We start from the raw sequence: 21,044 nt of genomic DNA, 5'->3' as shown, positions 1-21,044 counted from the left end.
TGCTTCGGGTATATACTTCCAGTTTTTACCGAGGAAAAACCCATGCGTCCCAGCAATCGCGAACCTAATGCACTTCGTCAGATTAAAATCACCCGTCAATACACTAATCATGCAGAAGGATCAGTACTGGTTGAGTTTGGCCAGACACGCGTGCTGTGTAACGCTTCATTTGTTGATGGCGTACCGCGTTTTTTAAAAGGCAAAGGTCAGGGATGGGTTACTGCTGAATATGGCATGTTGCCGCGGGCAACGCATAGCCGTACTGAGCGTGAAGCAAGCAGAGGTAAACAAGGCGGACGGACACTGGAGATTCAGCGATTGATTGGACGATCGTTAAGAGCTTGTATTGATATGAAGGTTCTTGGTGAAAATACGATTATGATTGATTGTGATGTTATTCAGGCTGACGGCGGCACGCGTACTGCTGCGATTACTGGCGCCTGTGTTGCTTTCCGTGATGCGTTATCATGGATGGTTAGCCGTGAAAAATTGCGTAAGATGCCGCAGTTTAATTATATTGCAGCTGTTTCGGTTGGTCTTTACCGCGGCCAGCCAGTGCTTGATCTTGATTATGCTGAAGATGTGCTTGCTGAAACAGATATGAATGTTGTTATGAATGAAGCTGGACAATTTATTGAAATTCAAGGTACTGCTGAAGATAAAAGCTTTAGCCGGGATGAGTTAAATTCCATGTTAGCGCTGGCAGAAGGCGGCATTGCGCAGTTGATTGAGATTCAAAAGACTTGTTAGAGTTGGTTTTTGAATCAGATTGGGGGACCTTGATTACGCTTCGCTGCATCAAGGCTACTTTTCGGGATGTGGGCTTAAAATAAAGTTTTGTTAATCGCTACATCTCTTGCTGTGTGGCGTGCAATCAGGTTTTCATGAACCAGTTGGGTGAGGTGTTGATCCAGTGTTTGCATGCCTTTTGACTGGCCCGTTTGAATTGCTGAATACATTTGAGCCACTTTATCTTCCCGGATAAGGTTGCGGATTGCTGATGTGCAAATCATGATTTCCAAGCCGGCCACCCGGCCTCCGCCAGTTTTTTTCAGCAGGCTTTGTGCAATAACGGCCTGTAACGATTCTGACAGCATCGAGCGGATCATTGCTTTTTCCTCTCCTGGAAAGACGTCGATAATCCGGTTAATTGTCTTGGTTGCCGAATTGGTATGTAGCGTACCAAAGACCAAATGCCCTGTCTCTGCTGCGGTCATAGCTAATCGGATAGTTTCCAGATCACGCAACTCCCCTACCAGAATAATATCCGGGTCTTCGCGCAGGGCTGAACGCAAGGCGGCGTTAAAACTATGAGTGTCGCGATGGACTTCGCGCTGGTTAACCAGACATTTTTTACTGTTATGGACAAACTCAATCGGATCTTCGACTGTTAAAATATGTTCGTAACGGGTTGAATTAATATAATCAATGACTGCGGCAAGAGTGGTACTTTTACCTGAGCCCGTTGGGCCGGTTACCAGAACCAGACCTTTAGGATAAGAGGCTATTTCCTGAAAAATAGAGGGTAATGCCAAATCTTCCATACTTAATATTTTTGATGGAATGGTTCGGAATACTGCGCCAGCTCCGCGTGCCTGAGTAAATGCATTGACCCTGAACCGGGCAAGATTGGTAATTTCAAATGAAAAGTCGGTTTCAAGATGCTCTTCAAACTCTTTGCGCTGTTTATCATTCATAATGTCATAAACAATTTTAATAACATCTTTATGCTCCAGAGCTGGAACATTAATTTTCCGCAAATCGCCGTCAACCCGAATCATGGGTGGCAATCCGGCTGATAAATGCAAGTCCGATGAATTGTTTTTTACAGAAAAGGCCAGTAATTCTGCAATATCCATAATTGTTGATCCTGAGTTGAGATTCTTTTATTCCTCGTTAGAAGATTAGCTTATGGAAAGAGACAGAGCAAATGATTACGCTTAAAAACTCGCATTTTGGAGAATTTTGGAGTACTTTTAAATCTTTTGAAACGATAGCTCCATGTCAATCGCAAAACATATAGCACATATTAATCAGTTAATCCGTTCAGTTGCCCTGTCAGTTCAGCGCAATCCGAATGAGATTACGTTAATGGCCGTCAGCAAAACGCATGATATAGCTGCAATCAAACAAGCCCTGGCCTGCGGCGTAACTGATTTTGGCGAAAATTATCTGCAAGAAGCGGAAAATAAAATTGCGGCTCTGCAAAAAGAACCGATAACCTGGCATTTTATCGGCTCTTTGCAAAGTAAAAAAACAGCTGATGCAGCTTGTCTGTTTGCATGGGTGCATAGTGTTGATCGGTTAAAAATTGCTCAGTTATTATCTTCGCATCGACCAGAAAATATGCCGCTGCTCAATATTTGCATTCAGGTTAATCTTGATGAGGAACAAAATAAGGGTGGTGTAGCTCCGGAACAACTAATAGCATTGGCGCGCGAAATTACCGCCCTGCCCCGAATAAAGTTGCGCGGTCTAATGGCGATCCCTAAACCGGTGGCCACACCGGAACAGCAGTACCAGAGTCTGTTAAGGTTAAAGCTATTGCTTATACGCCTGAATCAGGAGTTATCATTAAATCTTGATACGCTTTCCATGGGTATGTCGGATGATTTGGAAGCGGCAATAAAAGCCGGCAGCACCATTGTGCGCATTGGCAGAGCAATATTTGGCGAACGGCAGAGGTAAAAGTATGAAAGTTTGTTTTATTGGTTATGGCAATATGGCGCAGGCAATCGCGGCTCAGCTAAAGCAGATCAACAGTATCGAGCTTTTTGCCTCCTCACCGTCACTGACTCCAAAAGCCGAATCAGGCATTACCACCCATTATGACAATAAAAAATTTATCCATCAGGCACACATTGTCATTCTGGCAGTAAAACCGGCGAAGATTAACCAGGTTGTCGCTGAAATTGTCCCCTTATTATCAGATCGCAGCGTATTGCTATCACTTGCAGCCGGTATCACCCTTAAGCGCCTGGAGAGCCTGTGCGGACACCAGCAGGCGATTGTCCGTGCCATGCCTAATACCCCGGTTGCTGTTGGTTGTGGTGCGACGCCCTTGCTGGCTAACCCGCATGTGACTGCGGAACAAAAACAATGGCTGGAAACCTTATTTCAATCGACAGGCATTACCACTTGGGTTGACGATGAACGGTTAATGAATGCTTATACCGCGGTTTCGGGCAGCGGCCCGGCGTATGTTTTTTTATATCTGGAAGCGATGATCGCAACAGCGGAAAAATTGGGGATTCCCCCTGAGCAGGCACGCGATTTTTCTTTACAAACGTTATCAGGCGCGGTTGAATTACTACGTAAAAGTAACCTGTCGCCTCAGGAGCTACGCCAACAAGTGACTTCTCCGGCAGGCACTACTGAAGCTGCCATTCATTTTTTTGAACAACATCAGTTTAAACAGACGATAACCGGCGCCGTTAAAGCGGCCTGTAATCGGGCGGTAGAACTGGGACAAGAACATAATTCAGAGAGTAATTAATATGTCAGGATTTTATATAGCGGGTGCTTTTCTTTTTAATACTATTTTCAGTCTGATTATCTATTTACTCTGGTTACGCATATTCCTGCGCTACTATCGGGTAAGCAGCCTGCATCCATTCGGCCGGTTAATTTTTACCTTAAGCGACCCGCTTGTGAATCCTATAGAACGGCTCGTTTATCGTGGTAAAAAGCGATTACCGCAGTATGACTGGTGCTGCCTGGGATTGATCATAGTCGTGGAAATAATAAAATTTCTGCTATTAGGACTCATCGCATTAAAAATTTTGATGCCGCCACTCTATTTACTGCTTTATGTCGCAGCGGATTTAATCATCCAGCCATTGGATATTCTGTTTTATGCCTTGTTAATCCGCATCATTATCAGTTTTTTCAATACTCAATACCAACACCACCCGGTAATCGATATTGTAATGCTAATTACAGCACCCTTGATTAAGTTGGGGTTACGGATTGTACCCAATATTTCCGGATTTGACTTTGGGCCTTATATTGTTTTGATTATGCTGAAAGTGATTACCTTGTTTATCAGGGGCTCTTTGCCGGTAATGTTTATGTAGTCGATACAGGACTGAATTCGCTACACTCGCTGTTTGGGTATATACTTTGCTTTATATATGTTGCAGCACACAATATCGAGTTGGCAGGGAGCAGATCATGAAACAACGTATGGCTATTACCGCTTTAATGTTGTTGCCCTGTTTTTTATGGGCGGCGCAATCAATCTATTGTCCGCAAAACCATGGTTATATTAATGTCGGGATGACAGAGGCTCAGGTTGTCGCGGCTTGCGGCCAACCGTTAAGTAAACAGGAATCAAACAAGCCGGTTATGGTTCAGGTTCCCATGTTGCAACTTTATTTTAATAATCAAGGCGCAAACAGAGCTTTTTATGGCGTTTGGGCGATCCCTATCGGTATTGGTAATCCCAACCGAAGCGGATACAAGCCTTTCGGCGGTAATAGCGGGGGCGGAGTTAAAGTAGAGACGGATATTGTTGATAATAAAGTCAAAGCAATAAGAATTAACGGTACTGACGTCAATGCATTCTCTGTTTGCCGTGGAACTAATATTCAGGTTGGCGATCAGGTAGGCATGGTCTATGGCGCCTGTGGAACTCCGTCCCTAATCAACCGGACATTTATCTATCAACCTGTTCCCAGCCGGAATAAACCGCAAATCTGGGTTTATCAGGCTAGCCAATATCAATCACCGATGAGCTTGACATTTGTTGACGGCAAACTACAATCCATCGATTAATTTGAAACAGAGAGCAGTTTAATGAGTGAAAATATCGATGATTTAACGATTGCCTATTCGGATGATGGCACAGAAACGGTACGTGAGCTGGACAAGCATGTATTATCCAAGGGTGCGTGGACTACTATAATGTTCCGTTATCAGGATTGGGATAATGCCAAACAGGCTTATGGTGCAGTAAAGTATTCCATCAGACGTTATCAGAAGCGCAATAATCAGTATTGGATGAAATCCAAGTTTAATATTTCAAGCGAAGATCAGGCACGAAAGATTATTGATGTGCTTAATGGTTGGTTAGAAAAGCCTGTTGAGTAGAGTTCTTCGAAGTCATGTTGGGTCAGAAACGACCCAACCCAAGTATTATTTCCATGCCCCGCTTAATGCCGTACGTACTGCTTTATCAGCATCGAGAATGCCTTTTCCGCAACTTTTTCTGCCTTTACAGGATTTATCCGGATCACTGCTTTCGCCAAATGGATGAACGGAGTTTAGCATAAGCTGTTCAACCTGTTCCGGGGTAATCTGATTATTGGTTATTGCGTAAATCAGCCCGGCAATCCCTGCTGCATGAGGAGTGGCCATGCTGGTACCCTGATAGAAATCAAAGCCAGAATGATTGTAGCCGCCGTACTCATTAACAGTTGACAGAATCCCCCCTACTTTGCCGTAGCGCAGATCTCCGCCTGGAGCCGCGAAGCTTACGCCGGGACCGTAGTTAGAATAGTAGGAGCGCAAACCCTCAGGACCCGTTGCGGCAACGACCATGACGCGCTCACAGGCTGCCGGTGCATTAAAATGCTGGTAACGGTTATCATTACCGGCTGCCGCCATTAACACAGCGCCCTGTGCTCGTGCATAATCGACTGCATCTTGTAAGGCCGGATCACAAATCTCCTTTTCTTTACCCGGTCTTTCATCAACTCCAAAGCTCATATTTAATACTTTGGCCGGATAAATATTATCGGGCACGGCAGGAACCTTACCGCCAACCGACCAATAAATTCCATTGATTACCTGGCTCTCGTAAAACATGCCGCTGGCATCGGGGATTTTAACCGGCAATACTTTGAGATTTTGGCCAATGCCGGTCATTTCCCGGCTGAAGCCGGCAATTGTTCCAGATACATGCGTACCATGATAGGAACCCGTTTCATCGTAGATATCGCGATTGTTCGCAGCAAAATTCCATCCCCAGAGTTTGCCATTTTCATCTTTAACCAGATTGTCATAAATTGCGGGATTAGTTGCAATTCCCGTATCAAGTACTGCAACAACAACAGGTTCTGTTGCCTCACCAGTCGTATACATCCAGGCACCATCACGTCGTCCGGCAGCTGATTCCAGCATAACGCCTGCAGGTGCAATAAATTCATCCCATTGCAGATAATGCGAAAGCTCTATGGCGTCTTTCATATCTTTTACTGACTGTGGCTGGGGAACTGGTTTGAAATGCCCTTTGCGATCTTCTACTGCATAGGCGAACTCTTGGCTGTTATTAAGTTGTTTGAGCAATGCAGTCATTGCTTTTTGCCCGTCCAGCGCTTTGGGTTTGTTGACGACGATAACATAAGCGCCGCCAGCTATTGGCGTCATTGTACTAATGTGGATATTAAATTGTTTTTCCAGAGCAGGTCTGGTCATTAAATTCATTGCCTGAGGTGTACTTTTTACAATCACTCGCAGTGACTCTTGATTTTCACCGCCAGTTGCCGCTTGAGCCAACATAAAAAGAGCTAGTCCAAGCCCGGTATGGTAACGCATTTCTCATCTCCTTATACTCAATAAATGCTGCTGCATTATGCAGGATATTTATGATGGGAGCTAGAGAAATGCATGAGAGGGAGTGTTGGGCTACACTTTGTTTAGCCCAACCTGCGCTGGTTTTAATAGCGGTAATGCTCTGGTTTGTAGGGGCCGTTAACGTTGACGCCGATATAGTCTGCTTGCGCTTTGCTTAGCTTTGTCAGCTTGGCGCCTATGCGTTTCAGGTGCAGGCGAGCAACTTTTTCATCGAGATGCTTGGGAAGGACATAGACCTGATTATCGTAACTGGCGGCATTTTTGTAGAGCTCGATCTGAGCCAACACCTGATTGGTAAATGACGCTGACATAACAAAGCTTGGGTGTCCTGTCGCACAACCGAGATTCACCAGACGACCTTCTGCCAATACAATAATTCGCTTGCCGTCGGGGAAAATCACATGGTCGACCTGCGGTTTGATATTTTCCCATTGATATTGTCTCAGACTGTTGATATCAATTTCAGAATCAAAGTGGCCAATATTGCATACGATAGCCTGATTACGTAATCTCAGCATATGTTCGTGGGTTACAACATGGTAATTGCCAGTTGCGGTTACGATAATATCAACCTGCTCTGCAACCTCATCCAGCGTAACAACCCGGTATCCTTCCATGGCAGCCTGTAAGGCACAAATCGGATCGATTTCACTGACCCAGACAGTTGCACCCTGGCCACGTAAAGCCTGAGCACATCCTTTACCCACATCGCCATAGCCGAGAATCAGAGCGACTTTACCCGCGATCATCACATCGGTAGCCCGTTTCACGCCATCAAGCAGTGACTCACGGCAACCGTACAGATTATCGAATTTTGATTTGGTAACAGCATCGTTCACATTGATAGCAGGGATTTTCAGACTACCTTGTTTGGCCATATCATACAGACGGGCAACACCGGTAGTTGTTTCTTCAGAAACGCCTTTAATATCCTGCAGCATTGCCGGGTATTTTTCATGCATCAGTTGGGTTAAATCACCGCCGTCATCCAGCAACAGGTTAGGCGCCCAGCCATCAGGACCGGTTATAGTTTGTTCTACACACCACCAGTACTCTTCCTCCGTTTCCCCTTTCCAGGCAAAAACAGGAATACCTGCTGCAGCAATTGCAGCCGCCGCGTGATCCTGAGTAGAAAATATATTGCATGATGACCAGCGAACTTCCGCACCAAGCGCAATTAATGTTTCAATCAGTACGGCTGTCTGAATGGTCATATGCAGGCAGCCAGCAATACGGGCGCCTTTGAGCGGCTTTTCACTGCCAAATTCTTCCCGGATAGCCATAAGGCCGGGCATCTCGGTTTCGGCAATTGCAATTTCCTTGCGTCCCCAGGAAGCCAGGGACATATCTGCGACTTTATAATCGGTAGTCGCTTTTCGTGTTAAAACTGTTGTCGAGCTCATCGAATTCCTTAAATAGTTATTAAAGCGCTTTTTTCAATTTTTCAACCTGATCCAGACGCTCCCATGGCAGGTTATCACGGCCGTAATGCCCATAAGTTGCTGTTTGACGGTAAATTGGTCTTAGCAAATCATGATGATCAATAATGCCCTGAGGAGTTAAATCAAAGTTTGTAGTAATCAAATCAATGATAACCTCATCAGGCAGCTTTCCAGTACCGTAGGTTTCAATACTGATTGAAGTCGGCTCAGCGACGCCTATTGCATAGGAAACCTGAATTTCACACTTGTCGGCGATTCCTGCCGCAACCAGGTTTTTGGCCACATAACGCGCGGCATAGGCAGCAGAGCGATCGACTTTAGAAGGATCTTTACCGGAAAAACAGCCGCCGCCGTGTCTTGCCATTCCGCCGTAAGTGTCGACAATAATTTTACGGCCGGTCAGGCCGCAATCGCCCAGGGGACCACCGATAACAAAACGACCGGTAGGATTAATAAAATAACGAGTATCCTTAGTCAGCCACTGTTCCGGCAAAACCGGCTTTATAATTTCTTCGCGCACCGCTTCGCACAAGTCGCTATGACTGATATCTGGCGAGTGCTGGGTTGAAAACACAATGGTATCAATTTCAATCGGCTTGCCATTCTCATAGCGCATTGTCAGCTGGCATTTGGCATCCGGCCGTAACCAGGACAGTCGATTGTTTTTACGCAGCAAAGCCTGCCTTTCCATCAGGCGGTGGGAATAAGCGATTGGAGCCGGCATAAACACATCGGTTTCGCGGCTGGCATAACCAAACATTAACCCTTGATCACCCGCCCCCATAATTTGGGTCTGTTGATTATCGACGCCCTGGGCAATATCGGGAGACTGCTTGCCGATTGCTGATAATACAGCGCAGGAAGCCCAGTCAAAGCCCATTTCCGAACTGTTATAACCAATATCCCGGACAACCTCGCGTACAATATCTTCCACATGGATAGTTGCAGTCGTTGTTATTTCTCCGCCGACAATTACCATACCGGTTTTAACAAAAGTTTCGCAGGCAACACGCGCTTTACGATCTTCGGTCAGAATTGCGTCAAGGATTGCATCAGATATCTGATCGGCAATCTTGTCAGGATGTCCTTCAGAAACAGATTCAGAAGTAAATACATGGAAATTGTTCACATTCACTCTCTTGTTGGTTCATTAGCGTTAAGGATAGTAATAAACTGGTCAAAAATAACTTCAATATCATGGGGACCAGGGCTTGCTTCTGGATGGCCTTGAAAACCCAAGGCTGGTTTAAATCGGTGTTTTATGCCCTGCAGGCTCTGATCGAACAGAGAGCGATGAGTTACCTCAAGGCAATCGGGCAATGTTTTTTCATCGATGGCAAAACCATGGTTCTGACTGGTGATAAACACTCTGTTCGGCGCCTGTGTTTCCAGTACCGGATGATTGGAGCCATGATGTCCAAATTTCATTTTAAGCGACTTGGCGCCGCAGGCCAGACCCAAAATCTGGAATCCCAGACAAATACCTAATATCGGCAGTTCTGCCTGTAAGAAGGTCTGGGTTGCTGCAATCGCATAATCACAGGCCTGCGGATCGCCGGGGCCGTTTGACAAAAACACGCCGTCCGGCTTCAATGCCAGTACGTCTTCTGCCGGTGTCTTTGCCGGAACAATGGTAATATAGCATCCTTTATCACGCAGAATGCGCAGCAGCATGCTTTTTACGCCAAAATCGTAAGCTACAATGTGGTGCCTTAAGGGTCGGGATGGCGCACCCCACTCTCCGCGCCCTTCTTCCCAGCGCTCAATGGCCTGCCTTGATACTTCGCTTGCCAGATCAGCGCCGTTTAAACCGGGAAAATTACGCGCCTTCTCCAGCGCCAGTTCCGGTTTATCAGCCTGAGTGCTAATACAGGCACCCAAAGCGCCTTTATCACGCAGGATCTGGGTCAGATGCCGGGTATCAACTTGCGCAATCGCAACAATATTCTGTTTTTTCAACCACTCAGGCAACGACATTTTTGAGCGATAATTGCTGGGAATCAGGGAACATTCACGCATAACCAACCCGGATGCCCAGATTTTAGACGATTCATTATCTTCTGCATTGTAACCTGTGTTTCCTACATGGGCGGTTGTCAACGTGATAATCTGACGGGCGTATGACGGATCGGTCAACATTTCCTGATATCCGGTCATAGAGGTATTAAACACCAGTTCCCCGACACAATCGCCATTTGCGCCGATTGAAATACCCTCATACACCGTTCCGTCTGACAGAGCCAATATTGCTGGTTTGTTAAACATGAAATAGCCCTTCCAAGGCACTGCTGCTATTGCATATTGCAAAGACAGCAGTAATTAGTTTGTCTGCGATAAAATTTCGCAATTGTAACTGAATATGATTAAAATTTCATGTCTTCAAAGAATTTTTTTACACCGTCAAACCAGGATGTGGTGCGTGGTGAATGCGTTTTCTTACTGCTGTCTAATGATTCCTGCAGTTTGGTCAACAGTTCTTTTTGTTCACGCGACAAATTGACTGGTGTTTCAACCACAATATGGCATAACAAATCACCTGGTCCGTGGCCTCGGACTGATTTAACCCCTTTGCCGCGCAGGCGAAGGACCTTGCCAGTCTGGGTTTCTGCCGGGATTTTAAGGGTAACACGGCCTTCAAGCGTTGGAACTTCAACCGATCCGCCCAGTGCTGCAGTAGCAAAACTAATCGGTACTTCGCAATGCAAGTCACTGTCCTGACGCTCAAAAATGCTGTGCTGCATCACATTGATTTGTACATACAGATCTCCGGTTGGCCCGCCATGGGAACCCGCTTCCCCTTCGCCGCCAAGACGAACTCTGTCGCCATTGTCAACTCCGGCTGGAATTTTAACCGTGAGCTTTTTGCTTTCACGAACTCGCCCCTGGCCATGACAAGACGGGCAAGGATCAGTGATAATCCGGCCTTCGCCATGACAGCTGGGACAGGTTTGCTGAATTGAGAAAAAACCTTGCTGAATACGAACCTGGCCTATACCGCCACAGGTTTCACACTCGGAAGGTTTTGAACCTTTTTTCGCGCCGCTGCCTTCACAGGGCCCACAAGCTGCATGCCGGGGAACAATAATTTCAACCTGTTTTCCGCTTGCGGCTTCTTCCAGGGTCAGTTGGAGATTATACTGCAGATCAGCGCCGCGTTGCCCGCGGGATTGTCTGCCCTGGCCACGGCCGCCGCTAAAGATATTTTCAAAAATATCTTCAAAGACATCCCCAAAACCGCCGAAACCTCCAAAACCTCCGCCGCCGGCAGCGCCTTCTACGCCGGCATGACCGAACTGGTCATAACGGGCACGTTTGCTGGAATCAGAGAGCACAGCATATGCTTTCTGTACTTCCTTGAATTGTTCTTCGGCTGCGCTATCGCCCGGATTGCGATCAGGATGATATTTCATCGCCAGCTTGCGGTAAGCTTTTTTAATTTCATTATCATCAGCACCGCGGCTGATACCTAATACTTCGTAATAATCCCGATTTCCCATGACTACTTGCACCAAAAAAAGCTATCAATTGCATAATTATAAAAGTTTGACAGCACATAATAAAAAAGGGGCAGTCAGAATCCCACCCCTCTCACCTTAATTATTCAGGACATGTACTGATTGTTATTTTTTATCGTCCTGTACTTCTTCAAACTCAGCATCAACAACACTTTCATTAGCATTAGCATTTGAACTGCTGCTTTCGCCATGTCCGGCATCTGTGCCCTGGCCAGCCTGTCCTTCTGCTGCTTTTTTAGCATAGACGCGCTCAGCCATTTTTCCAGAGGCTTCAGACAAAACTTTAATCTTGTCTTCGATCTGGGCTTTATCGCTGCCTTTGATCGCTTCTTTCAATTCGGCAATGGCAGACTCGATGCCTTTCTTCTCATTTTCATCCATTTCACCAGCCAGATCAGCCAATGATTTTTCAGTGTTATGAATTAAGCTGTCCGCCTGATTGCGAATATCAGCCATTTCCTTGAATTTTTTATCTTCTTCAGCATGAGCCTGAGCATCTTTAACCATGGCATCAACTTCTGCATCACTCAAACCGCTTGATGCTTTAATAACGATTGATTGTGCTTTGCCGGTTGCCTTGTCTTTTGCAGACACGTTCAAAATACCGTTGGCATCGATATCAAATGTTACTTCAATTTGCGGCACGCCGCGGGGCGCAGAAGGAATATTTGCCAAGTCAAAACGGCCAAGCGATTTGTTGGCAGAAGCCTGCTCACGTTCCCCTTGCAATACATGGACGGTCACTGCAGTCTGGTTGTCGTCAGCTGTTGAGAATACCTGGCTTGCCTTGGTTGGAATAGTGGTATTTTTTTCAATCAGCTTAGTCATGACACCGCCCAGCGTTTCAATACCTAATGACAGCGGCGTAACGTCCAGCAACAGGATATCTTTTACATCGCCTGACAGTACAGCAGCCTGAATTGCAGCGCCAACCGCAACCGCTTCATCAGGGTTAACGTCTTTACGCGGCTCTTTGCCAAAGAATTCCTGGACTTTTTTCTGGACTAAAGGCATACGGGTCTGACCGCCTACCAGAATCACTTCATTGATTTGAGAAATATTCAAACCAGCGTCTTTCAGGGCTGTTTTACATGGCTCAATTGAACGCTCAACCAGGCTTTCAACCAGTGATTCCAGTTTGGCACGAGTTAACTTCAGGTTTAAATGTTTAGGACCTGAAGCATCAGCAGTAATATAAGGTAAATTAACATCGGTCTGTTGCGCAGAAGACAGTTCGATTTTTGCTTTTTCAGCCGCTTCCTTCAAACGCTGTAATGCTAATGGATCGCTATGCAAATCAATGCCAGTGTCTTTTTTAAACTCGGCCGCCAGGTACTCAATCAGAGCCAGGTCAAAGTCTTCACCGCCGAGGAAAGTATCGCCATTGGTAGCCAATACTTCAAACTGGTGCTCACCATCAACTTCCGCGATTTCAATAATTGAAATATCGAATGTACCGCCGCCTAGGTCATAGACAGCAATAACAGAATCACCGCGTTTTTTATCCATACCATAGGCAAGTGCAGCAGCGGTAGGTTCGTTAATAATACGTTTAACTTCAAGTCCTGCAATACGGCCAGCATCTTTGGTTGCCTGACGTTGTGAGTCGTTGAAGTAGGCAGGAACAGTAATAACCGCTTCTTTCACTTCTTCGCCAAGATAATCTTCGGCTGTTTTTTTCATTTTACGTAAAACTTCAGCAGAAATTTGCGGCGGCGCTTTATCCTGATTATTTGCTCTTACCCAGGCATCGCCATTGTCGGCCTTAACAATTTTATAAGGCACCATTTTAATGTCTTTTTGCACAACCGGATCGGCAAAAGTACGGCCGATAAGGCGTTTGACCGCATAAAGCGTATTGTCAGGGTTAGTCACTGCCTGACGTTTTGCAGGGTTACCAACCAGAATCTCACCGTCTTGAAGATACGCAACGATTGAAGGCGTAGTACGGTTACCTTCAGCATTTTCAATAACACGCGGCGTATTGCCTTCCATTACCGCGACGCAAGAGTTGGTTGTACCTAAGTCGATTCCAATAATTTTTGCCATGTTTTTTGTGCTCCAAAAATTAGATTAAAATATCTTGTTTAGACATATGGGGTAAGAATTACAAAATTCAACCCATATGTACGCAAATAAACTTCAAGGGGCTCCGCTATTTTGCTTTTGCCACAATCACCCTTGCCGGCCGAATCACGCGATCATTGAGTTTGTAACCTTTCTGAAATACCGCAATGACTGAATTAGGCATGGCGTCGGCAGCCTCCTGCATAGACATGGCTTCATGCTCTTGCGGATTAAACGGCTCACCCAGCGGGTTAAGCTGCTGAACATTATTTTTTTCCAGTACATCAAGAAACAGCTTGTTAGTCAGCTGCAGACCTTCGTACATTGCAGCGTGCGTTTCCGGATCAATCAGCTGCAACGCCTGCTCAATGCTATCTGCCACAGGCAATAAAGAGCTGATAATCTTTTCCTGGCCATAGAGGCGCGCATTAGTAATATCACGCTCTGCACGCCGTCTGACATTTTCAAGCTCGGCAACGGCACGGACTGACTTTTCCCAGTTCTCATGCGCCTTTTGCTCCGCCAGCGTCAGTTTTTCTTCCAGGGCGGCATAATCCGGATGTTCCAGGGCGGACTCCCTGATTTCAGGTTCTGTTGTCTCTCCCTCTTCAGACAACAATTCATCCTGATCAGCCTCTTCTTTAAATCTTTTCCAGTCTTTGGTATTTTTGTCGCTCATTTAGCACTCCCAAATTCATTGGCTAATTAATATGGTGTTATAAAATCAAATTTCAAGACTTTGATTGATGAATTTTTAATTTAAATAAATGTGCTCTCCAATATTCCATACAACGTGGCATGCATTAAGGCTACTCATTAAGAAACATTTGTTTGCAATATATTTTATTTCTAACCTATTGAATGTTGTCTCAAAAATCTGCTAGCTTATTTGATTTTTTTACAGGGACGGTTATGAAAACAAACTTTATCTCAATTAAAAAACCAAAGTTGTCACAAGCCTGGTTAGTATTAACGAATCAAATGTCATACACTCTTACTCAGGAAGAATTAATAGCCAAAGTTGAACATTGCGACAGCCAGGTAAGCGCGCTGTCTTTGCAGAATTTTGGATTAGGGTATAGGCAGCCTAAAACAATTGTCGCGTTACTGGAAAAAATTTCTTCCAATATCATAACCCTGGATTTAACTAACAACGTATTATCACGCTTGTCTATTAAAGAGATAGATACTTTATTTCAAACTCTAAGCAAAAGCTCAATTAAACATTTGGATCTTTCTTTAAATGCACCAAGAAGCATCTGGTCAGAAGAAGAATTGATTGCTTTTTTTAGCAAAATATCACGTAACCTTGAATCTTTATGTCTTGGATTTTACGATTTGGCCAGCTATCCTGCAAATCAGGTGAAAAACGCATTTAAAAAACTCCCTGCTCTTCAGAAACTCGATTTGCGTAATAATTGTCTTGCCAATTTCAAGCCAGACGAATTAACTGAAATATTGGCAGCCCAATCAGCTCCTACTCTGATGCTAACTACCAATGGTTTTGGCGACTCTCCCGACTGGAGCATAGCGGCCTTACTGCAGTGTATACCAGCTACAACAAAGTGCGTTAATATCAGCCGAAACTGTCTGGCCAGTCCTGATGCAGAGACGCTGAAGCAATTAGCTGAAATAAAGCCGGAATTACAGGAAATCATTATCGATTCAAAGCGTATCTATAGAGCCGATGACAATAAGGCTTTTATCATCCAGACTGTTGAAAAATACCATGACGCTGCCTTTTTTCAATCCAAATTTGCAGTTCCAGTCCAGCCGGTGAAAAATATAGAACCGGTAGTTGTCGGACTGAGGGCTTGAGGTAGAATTTCGTTTTATGTGAGCATGTAAAACCTTGATTACGCTGCGCTGCATCAAGGCTACTCTTGCTAGCGTTAACTATTTAGAGCATACTAGCGAAAAGGTGTTTCAGAAAGGTTCGTTATGCATAAGTGGACGCCAACTTCATGGCAGCAGTTTTCCTATCAGCAGGCAGCGCAATATCCTGATCAAAATCAATTGGCACGGGTTGTTGACCAATTAAGCCACTTGCCGCCGCTGGTGACTCACGACGAAATCAAAAGTCTGAAAAAATCGATTGCACTGGCAGGCCGGGGTGAAGCGTTTATTTTACAGGGTGGAGATTGTGCAGAATCATTTCAAGACTGCCGTTCAGAAATAATTAGCAATAAAATCAAAATTATCCTGCAGATGAGTCTTATCCTTTTATATGGTATGCGCAAACCGATTATTCGTGTTGGCCGTATTGCAGGTCAATATGCCAAACCACGATCGTCGGATTTAGAGACAATTGACGGCGTTACTCTGCCCAGCTACCGAGGCGATCTGGTCAATTCACCCCAGTTTGATGAGCAGTCCCGCATCCCAAACCCGAAATTACTGTTGAAAGGCTACAGCCATGCGGCAATGACTTTAAATTACATTCGGGCTCTGGTTACTGGCGGCTTCGCAGATTTGAATCACCCGCAACAATGGGATCTCAGCTTTGTTGAACATTCGCCGCAGGCTGAAGAATACAATGCCATTGTTGATTCCATTGCCGACTCACTGGAATTTCTTGAATCGATTGATGGTATCCGCAACAGCAGCATTAGCAAGGTTGATTTTTATACCTCCCATGAGGCATTACATCTTCATTATGAGCAAGCATTAACCCGCCAGGCCAATGGCGAGCATTGGTATGATTTGTCCACCCACTTACCGTGGATTGGCATGCGGACTGCCCAGCTCGATAGTGCGCATCTTGAGTTTTTACGCGGAATCCAAAACCCGGTCGGGATAAAAGTCGGCCCTACCGCCACACCCGAATGGCTTAACCAAATTCTCGATGCCATTAACCCAGACCGAGAAGAAGGCCGTGTTTTGTTAATTACCCGTTTAGGAGCAAAACAGATAGCCAACCTGTTGCCTGAACTGATTAAAACAGTTCAAGACAGTAAAATTCCGGTAACCTGGTCTTGCGATCCGATGCATGGTAATACTGAAACAACAACCGATGGCATTAAAACCCGCCATTTTGATAATATTCTGTCAGAACTGCAACAAGCGGTTACTATCCATCGCCAAATGGGCAGTTATCTGGGCGGGGTTCATTTTGAACTAACCGGCGATAATGTAACGGAATGTATTGGCGGCGCGCGCGGCTTAAATGAACAGGATTTAAAACATGCCTACCACAGTCTGGTCGATCCAAGATTGAATTATGAGCAATCCCTGGAAATGGCTATTCAGTTAAGCCGAGAGTTTAAACAAAAATAATGTCATCTCGGCTAAACAACTTTTTTCATTGTAAACATTGAGCATGGGCACGTAAGTGCTCCTCAATAAAGCTGGCTACAAAGTAATAACTGTGATCATAGCCATTTTGTATTCGCAAGTTTAATTCAACACCGGCTTTATCACAGGCTTTTTTAAACAATTCCGGTTTTAACTCGGTTTTGAGAAATGGATCAAGGCTGCCCTGGTCAATCAGAATTTTGCCATTGGGCCAAGGGTATTTTTCCATTAAATGGCAAGCATCGTAATCTTGCCAGGCTTCGGCAGAATTGCCCAGATAGGCAGTCAGCGCCTTTTTTCCCCAAGGGCTTCGTGAAGAGGAACAAATTGGTGCAAATGTCGAAACACAATGGAAAAGCTCAGGATTTCTCAAGGCAATTACTAATGCGCCATGCCCACCCATAGAGTGTCCGGAAATAGCCAGGCGGGCAGTATCAATTGGAAGATGTGCTGCAATTAAACCGGGTAACTCCTGGCTGATATAACGATACATTTGATAATGTTTTTCCCAAGGGGCTTGCGTAGCATTCACATAGAAACCAGCGCCTTCTCCCACATCGCTTTCAGTATTACTATTTAAATTAACATTACGCGGGCTGGTGTCTGGAACAATCAACGCCAATCCCAAGGCAGAGGCAATGCGTTGCGCACCGGCCTTGGTAATAAAATTTTGTTCTGAACAGGTTAAGCCCGAAAGCCAGAAAACAGCAGGAACTTTTGCTGTTGCCGCCGCCGGCGGCAAATAAACGGCAAAACGCATCTGGCATTGCGTACTCTCGGCATCATGCTGGTAAACATATTGAGTACCGCCAAAACAGCGGTGCTCTTCCACTACGTTGATAGTCATCCTGCCCCCTCTCAAAAAGTTAGAACACTGCGGATAGACTCGCCGCTGTGCATCAGGGCAAACGCGTCATTAATTTTTTCAACCGGCATCACATGGGTAATTAAATCATCGATAACAATTTTACCATCCATATACCAGTCAACAATTTTCGGTACGTCAGTACGACCGCGTGCGCCGCCAAATGCAGAACCTTGCCAGACTCTGCCGGTGACTAATTGAAAAGGTCTGGTTGAAATTTCCTGCCCCGCGGCGGCAACGCCGATAATGGTGCACACCCCCCAACCTTTATGGCAGCACTCTAAAGCCTGACGCATCAATTGGGTGTTGCCGACACATTCAAAACTGTAATCTGCTCCGCCTTTGGTCAATGAAACAAGGTAAGGAACCAATTCTTCCTCGACTTCAACAGGATTAACAAAATCAGTCATACCCAGTTTTTCTGCCAGCTGGCGTCGCGCCGGATTAATATCAACGCCTACGATTTGCGAAGCGCCAACCATTTTTGCGGCCTGGATAACGTTTAATCCGATGCCACCCAGACCAAATACCACAACACGTGCGCCGGGCTGGACTTTCGCTGTATAAATTACGGCCCCGATACCGGTTGTTACACCACAACCAATGTAGCAGACTTTCTCAAAAGGCGCGTCTTCCCGAATTTTAGCGACAGCAATTTCCGGCAATACGGTGTAATTGGCGAAGGTGGAGGTACCCATAAAATGCAGCAGCGGTTTGCCATGCAAACTGAAGCGCGAACTGCCATCCGGCATTAAGCCTTGCCCTTGGGTGGCACGGATCGCCTGACATAAATTGGTTTTTTGCGACAAGCAATATTCACATTGCCGGCATTCAGGCGTATAAAGTGGAATAACATGATCGCCAGGCTTCACCGAATGGACTCCAGGCCCGGTTTCAACTACCACACCCGCTCCTTCATGCCCTAGAATTGCCGGGAACAATCCTTCCGGATCAAGACCTGATAAAGTATACGCATCAGTATGACAGACGCCTGTCGCTTTGATCTCGATGAGAACTTCTCCTGCACGCGGGCCTTCCAAATTGACTGTTTCAATGCTCAGCGGTTGATTTGCCGCATAAGCTACCGCAGCTTTCACATCCATAATTGTGTTCCTGAATTAATAAATCAAGGACTTATTATGATTAAGAATTGGGGAAAAATAAACGGCAGATTGTGTTGGGTCAAACGACCCAACCTACTTTTGATTGTTTAAAATTTCCGTGAGATGGCTTACGATGCGTTGTTCTAACCAGTAAACCGGTTTTCCTGGTATGCTGCCGCTGATGAAACCCACATGTCCGCCGGTTCTGCTAATTTCCAGCGTTACCTGCTCCGAAAGTTCGGCCTCAGTTGGAACTACCTGCGGTGTCATGAAGGGGTCATCAACTGCATGAATAATCAGGGTTGGGGTCGCTATTTTTTTCAGCCAGCCGCGTGAGCTGCAAAGGCGATAATATTGATGCGCGCTGTTAAAACCATGTAACGGGGCGGTAACTTTATCATCGAAGGTCCAAAAGCATTGACTGGTCTTGAGATAATGCAGAATTTCCGGTACTTGTTCTGCGAGGATAACCGATTTTTTCATAAATACCCTGCGTAATTTACGCAGCAGATAACTTTGGTAAATTTTTGAAAACCCGGTGCCAATACGCTCGGCAACCTGACGCAATTCAAACGGAACAGACACAGCAATCGCAGTATCTACCAGATCCTGTTTACCAGACTCGCCCAACCATTTCAGCAAGACATTACCGCCTAATGAGACGCCAACAATGGCTTTGCGGCTTTTGGGTTCACGTTCAGCAAGCAGACTCAGAATATAATTTACATCGGCCGTATCGCCTGAATGATAGGCGCGGGCCATTCGATTTGGTTCTGCACTGGCACCGCGAAAATGCATTAAAACCGATCGCCAGCCAGCTTTCTTAAACCGTTGCATTAAACCAGCAGCATATTTTGATTGTACGCTTCCACCCAGACCATGCAGCACGATCACTAATGGCGCAGTTTCTGGTAAGCCGTTTTTTGACCAGGCCAAATCAATAAAATCGCCGTCAGGCAGCTCAATACGTTCATACTGATCAACTGGTGCTTTAATCTTGCGGGCAACGGTCGCATAAATAGTCTGCGCATGGGCGCCCGGGAGCCACCATGCGGGTTTGAACTGGCTTTTAATTATCATCGTGTATTCTGGTGAAAAGCGGGACTGAATTCATGAACCGCATCAACCAAAGCTTTAACATGCTCTGGCGGCACATCCGGTGTAATGCCATGTCCCAGATTAAAAATATGGCCTGTGCCCTGTCCATAAGCAGCTAAGATTTGCCTGACCTGCTGTTGAATTGTATCAGGATCAGTTAACAGAATCCCGGGTTCAAGATTCCCTTGCAAGGCTACTTTATCGCCTACCTGTTTTCGCGCTTCTGCAATATTGCAAGTCCAGTCTATACCTAAGCCGTCACAGCCAGTCGCTGCCATTTCCTGTAACCAGTCACCGCCGCCCTTAGTGAATAAAATTACAGGCGTCTGTGCACTGAAGCCTTTGATCGCAGCAACGATTTTATTCATATAGGCGAGTGAAAACCGGTTATATTGTTGCGTATTTAGCAGCCCGCCCCAGGTATCAAAAATCATAAGCGCGTTGGCGCCCGCTTTGATTTGTGCCTGTAGGTAATTGCTGACAGCGTGTGCCAGCTTTTCCAACAGCAAATCGGCCATTTCTGGTTGCCTGGTGATCAAATCCATCATTCGATTAAATTGCCGGCTGCTGCGTCCTTCAACCATATAGCATGCTAAAGTCCATGGACTTCCGGAAAATCCAATTAATGGTAATTGCGCGGGCAATTCACGGCGTATTAATCTGACGGCGTCCATTACATACGCCAGTTCAGTTTCTGCATCAGGAACAATCAGTTGCTCGATAGCGCGATTATCGTGGAGTGGATAATGAAAGCAAGGACCTTCGCCTTCAGCAAAGTACAGCCCCAGTCCCATGGCATCCGGAATTGTTAAAATATCGGAAAACAGGATAGCGGCATCAAGTGCGTAACGACGTAATGGTTGTAAAGTTACCTCGCAGGCAAGTTCAGTATTTTTACATAGGCTAAGAAAATCACCAGCCTGTTTTCTTACCTCGCGGTACTCTGGTAAATATCGCCCTGCCTGACGCATTAGCCAGATGGGCGTTCTGGTTACTGGTTCACGGCGCAATGCACGCATGAAGGTGGATTGACTGGCGTCGTTCATAGCATAAATCGGATAACAGACAAAATTAGCGCCATTGT

At 45.7% G+C, this 21,044-nt stretch carries 20 protein-coding genes; 8 read left to right on the top strand and 12 right to left on the bottom strand.

Going from position 1 to position 21,044, the window contains the following annotated elements; genetic code table 11:
* The first annotated feature begins 42 nt into the window (after positions 1 to 42).
* Positions 43 to 750, top strand: a complete 708-nt coding sequence (rph, locus tag ACFORL_RS05570) for a ribonuclease PH (RefSeq protein WP_382341929.1) — start codon at positions 43 to 45, stop codon at positions 748 to 750.
* Between the two features lie 74 nt (positions 751 to 824).
* On the opposite strand, the gene ACFORL_RS05565 is transcribed toward rph, so the two are convergent.
* Positions 825 to 1,859: a type IV pilus twitching motility protein PilT gene (locus ACFORL_RS05565; RefSeq protein ID WP_382341928.1), complete on the bottom strand. Its 1,035-nt coding sequence runs from the start codon at positions 1,857 to 1,859 to the stop codon at positions 825 to 827.
* A 142-nt stretch (positions 1,860 to 2,001) separates the two neighbouring features.
* On the opposite strand from ACFORL_RS05565, the gene ACFORL_RS05560 reads away from it, so the two are divergent.
* The 5 genes from ACFORL_RS05560 (at position 2,002) to ACFORL_RS05540 (ending at position 5,091) form a co-directional block, all read left to right on the top strand.
* Positions 2,002 to 2,688 carry a YggS family pyridoxal phosphate-dependent enzyme gene (locus ACFORL_RS05560; protein ID WP_382341926.1) on the top strand — a complete coding sequence of 229 codons (687 nt, stop codon included), beginning with the start codon at positions 2,002 to 2,004 and terminating at the stop codon, positions 2,686 to 2,688.
* Between the two features lie 4 nt (positions 2,689 to 2,692).
* Positions 2,693 to 3,496 (top strand): pyrroline-5-carboxylate reductase, encoded by an 804-nt coding sequence (gene proC / locus ACFORL_RS05555; protein WP_382341924.1) that lies wholly within the window; start codon positions 2,693 to 2,695, stop codon positions 3,494 to 3,496.
* 1 nt (position 3,497) lies between these two features.
* Entirely contained in the window at positions 3,498 to 4,076 is a 579-nt protein-coding gene (locus tag ACFORL_RS05550; RefSeq protein ID WP_382341923.1) for a YggT family protein, read from the top strand.
* Between the two features lie 97 nt (positions 4,077 to 4,173).
* On the top strand, positions 4,174 to 4,776 hold the full coding sequence (locus tag ACFORL_RS05545; protein WP_382341921.1) for a DUF2845 domain-containing protein: 603 nt from the start codon (positions 4,174 to 4,176) through the stop codon (positions 4,774 to 4,776).
* A 21-nt stretch (positions 4,777 to 4,797) separates the two neighbouring features.
* Entirely contained in the window at positions 4,798 to 5,091 is a 294-nt protein-coding gene (locus ACFORL_RS05540) for a hypothetical protein (RefSeq protein WP_382341919.1), read from the top strand.
* A 45-nt stretch (positions 5,092 to 5,136) separates the two neighbouring features.
* Here ACFORL_RS05540 and ACFORL_RS05535 read toward each other — a convergent pair whose 3' ends face one another.
* The 7 genes from ACFORL_RS05535 to grpE form a co-directional block, all read right to left on the bottom strand.
* Complete coding sequence (locus ACFORL_RS05535) at positions 5,137 to 6,537, bottom strand: S8 family serine peptidase (RefSeq protein WP_382341917.1); 1,401 nt, start codon at positions 6,535 to 6,537, stop codon at positions 5,137 to 5,139.
* Positions 6,538 to 6,659: 122 nt separating this feature from the next.
* Positions 6,660 to 7,979, bottom strand: coding sequence for an adenosylhomocysteinase (ahcY, locus tag ACFORL_RS05530; protein WP_382341915.1), 1,320 nt, complete (start codon positions 7,977 to 7,979; stop codon positions 6,660 to 6,662).
* Between the two features lie 19 nt (positions 7,980 to 7,998).
* Positions 7,999 to 9,147: a methionine adenosyltransferase gene (gene metK / locus ACFORL_RS05525; protein ID WP_382341913.1), complete on the bottom strand. Its 1,149-nt coding sequence runs from the start codon at positions 9,145 to 9,147 to the stop codon at positions 7,999 to 8,001.
* Between the two features lie 2 nt (positions 9,148 to 9,149).
* Complete coding sequence (carA, locus tag ACFORL_RS05520) at positions 9,150 to 10,283, bottom strand: glutamine-hydrolyzing carbamoyl-phosphate synthase small subunit (RefSeq protein WP_382341911.1); 1,134 nt, start codon at positions 10,281 to 10,283, stop codon at positions 9,150 to 9,152.
* Positions 10,284 to 10,381: 98 nt separating this feature from the next.
* Positions 10,382 to 11,515: a molecular chaperone DnaJ gene (gene dnaJ, locus ACFORL_RS05515; protein ID WP_382341909.1), complete on the bottom strand. Its 1,134-nt coding sequence runs from the start codon at positions 11,513 to 11,515 to the stop codon at positions 10,382 to 10,384.
* 123 nt (positions 11,516 to 11,638) lie between these two features.
* The gene (gene dnaK, locus ACFORL_RS05510; protein WP_382341907.1) at positions 11,639 to 13,582 is read right to left on the bottom strand and encodes a molecular chaperone DnaK; all 1,944 of its coding nucleotides are present in this window, start codon (positions 13,580 to 13,582) and stop codon (positions 11,639 to 11,641) included.
* Between the two features lie 106 nt (positions 13,583 to 13,688).
* On the bottom strand, positions 13,689 to 14,279 hold the full coding sequence (gene grpE, locus ACFORL_RS05505) for a nucleotide exchange factor GrpE (protein ID WP_382341905.1): 591 nt from the start codon (positions 14,277 to 14,279) through the stop codon (positions 13,689 to 13,691).
* A 233-nt stretch (positions 14,280 to 14,512) separates the two neighbouring features.
* On the opposite strand from grpE, the gene ACFORL_RS05500 reads away from it, so the two are divergent.
* On the top strand, positions 14,513 to 15,418 hold the full coding sequence (locus tag ACFORL_RS05500) for a hypothetical protein (protein ID WP_382341903.1): 906 nt from the start codon (positions 14,513 to 14,515) through the stop codon (positions 15,416 to 15,418).
* Between the two features lie 123 nt (positions 15,419 to 15,541).
* Positions 15,542 to 16,876 (top strand): class II 3-deoxy-7-phosphoheptulonate synthase, encoded by a 1,335-nt coding sequence (locus tag ACFORL_RS05495; RefSeq protein ID WP_382341901.1) that lies wholly within the window; start codon positions 15,542 to 15,544, stop codon positions 16,874 to 16,876.
* Positions 16,877 to 16,901: 25 nt separating this feature from the next.
* Here the strand turns inward: ACFORL_RS05495 and fghA are convergent, their stop codons facing one another.
* The 4 genes from fghA to hemE all read right to left on the bottom strand — a co-directional run bounded on the left by fghA (position 16,902) and on the right by hemE (position 21,006).
* Positions 16,902 to 17,741 (bottom strand): S-formylglutathione hydrolase, encoded by an 840-nt coding sequence (gene fghA / locus ACFORL_RS05490; protein ID WP_382341899.1) that lies wholly within the window; start codon positions 17,739 to 17,741, stop codon positions 16,902 to 16,904.
* Between the two features lie 11 nt (positions 17,742 to 17,752).
* A complete protein-coding gene (locus tag ACFORL_RS05485; RefSeq protein ID WP_382341897.1) occupies positions 17,753 to 18,862 on the bottom strand; it encodes an S-(hydroxymethyl)glutathione dehydrogenase/class III alcohol dehydrogenase in 1,110 nt (369 codons plus the stop codon).
* A gap of 93 nt (positions 18,863 to 18,955) precedes the next feature.
* Positions 18,956 to 19,942, bottom strand: a complete 987-nt coding sequence (locus tag ACFORL_RS05480; protein ID WP_382341895.1) for a hydrolase — start codon at positions 19,940 to 19,942, stop codon at positions 18,956 to 18,958.
* Positions 19,939 to 21,006: a uroporphyrinogen decarboxylase gene (gene hemE / locus ACFORL_RS05475; RefSeq protein WP_382341893.1), complete on the bottom strand. Its 1,068-nt coding sequence runs from the start codon at positions 21,004 to 21,006 to the stop codon at positions 19,939 to 19,941. The genes ACFORL_RS05480 and hemE overlap by 4 nt, the downstream gene beginning before the upstream one ends.
* Positions 21,007 to 21,044: the final 38 nt, after the last annotated feature.

The sequence above is a fragment of the Legionella dresdenensis genome, from assembly GCF_042649825.1.
GTDB lineage: Bacteria > Pseudomonadota > Gammaproteobacteria > Legionellales > Legionellaceae > Legionella_C > Legionella_C dresdenensis.
This window is presented reverse-complemented; position numbering and strand designations above follow the sequence as displayed.

Bases quoted from the DNA above. Each gene is read 5' to 3' on its own strand.
- carA (WP_382341911.1), bottom strand. From the start codon at position 10,283: ATGTTTAACAAACCAGCAATATTGGCTCTGTCAGACGGAACGGTGTAT.
- ACFORL_RS05485 (WP_382341897.1), bottom strand. From the start codon at position 18,862: ATGGATGTGAAAGCTGCGGTAGCTTATGCGGCAAATCAACCGCTGAGC.
- grpE (WP_382341905.1), bottom strand. From the start codon at position 14,279: ATGAGCGACAAAAATACCAAAGACTGGAAAAGATTTAAAGAAGAGGCT.
- ACFORL_RS05545 (WP_382341921.1), top strand. From the start codon at position 4,174: ATGAAACAACGTATGGCTATTACCGCTTTAATGTTGTTGCCCTGTTTT.
- ACFORL_RS05480 (WP_382341895.1), bottom strand. From the start codon at position 19,942: ATGATAATTAAAAGCCAGTTCAAACCCGCATGGTGGCTCCCGGGCGCC.
- ACFORL_RS05565 (WP_382341928.1), bottom strand. From the start codon at position 1,859: ATGGATATTGCAGAATTACTGGCCTTTTCTGTAAAAAACAATTCATCG.
- ACFORL_RS05540 (WP_382341919.1), top strand. From the start codon at position 4,798: ATGAGTGAAAATATCGATGATTTAACGATTGCCTATTCGGATGATGGC.
- dnaK (WP_382341907.1), bottom strand. From the start codon at position 13,582: ATGGCAAAAATTATTGGAATCGACTTAGGTACAACCAACTCTTGCGTC.
- proC (WP_382341924.1), top strand. From the start codon at position 2,693: ATGAAAGTTTGTTTTATTGGTTATGGCAATATGGCGCAGGCAATCGCG.
- dnaJ (WP_382341909.1), bottom strand. From the start codon at position 11,515: ATGGGAAATCGGGATTATTACGAAGTATTAGGTATCAGCCGCGGTGCT.
- rph (WP_382341929.1), top strand. From the start codon at position 43: ATGCGTCCCAGCAATCGCGAACCTAATGCACTTCGTCAGATTAAAATC.
- fghA (WP_382341899.1), bottom strand. From the start codon at position 17,741: ATGACTATCAACGTAGTGGAAGAGCACCGCTGTTTTGGCGGTACTCAA.
- ACFORL_RS05560 (WP_382341926.1), top strand. From the start codon at position 2,002: ATGTCAATCGCAAAACATATAGCACATATTAATCAGTTAATCCGTTCA.
- hemE (WP_382341893.1), bottom strand. From the start codon at position 21,006: ATGAACGACGCCAGTCAATCCACCTTCATGCGTGCATTGCGCCGTGAA.
- ACFORL_RS05495 (WP_382341901.1), top strand. From the start codon at position 15,542: ATGCATAAGTGGACGCCAACTTCATGGCAGCAGTTTTCCTATCAGCAG.
- ACFORL_RS05535 (WP_382341917.1), bottom strand. From the start codon at position 6,537: ATGCGTTACCATACCGGGCTTGGACTAGCTCTTTTTATGTTGGCTCAA.
- ahcY (WP_382341915.1), bottom strand. From the start codon at position 7,979: ATGAGCTCGACAACAGTTTTAACACGAAAAGCGACTACCGATTATAAA.
- ACFORL_RS05550 (WP_382341923.1), top strand. From the start codon at position 3,498: ATGTCAGGATTTTATATAGCGGGTGCTTTTCTTTTTAATACTATTTTC.
- ACFORL_RS05500 (WP_382341903.1), top strand. From the start codon at position 14,513: ATGAAAACAAACTTTATCTCAATTAAAAAACCAAAGTTGTCACAAGCC.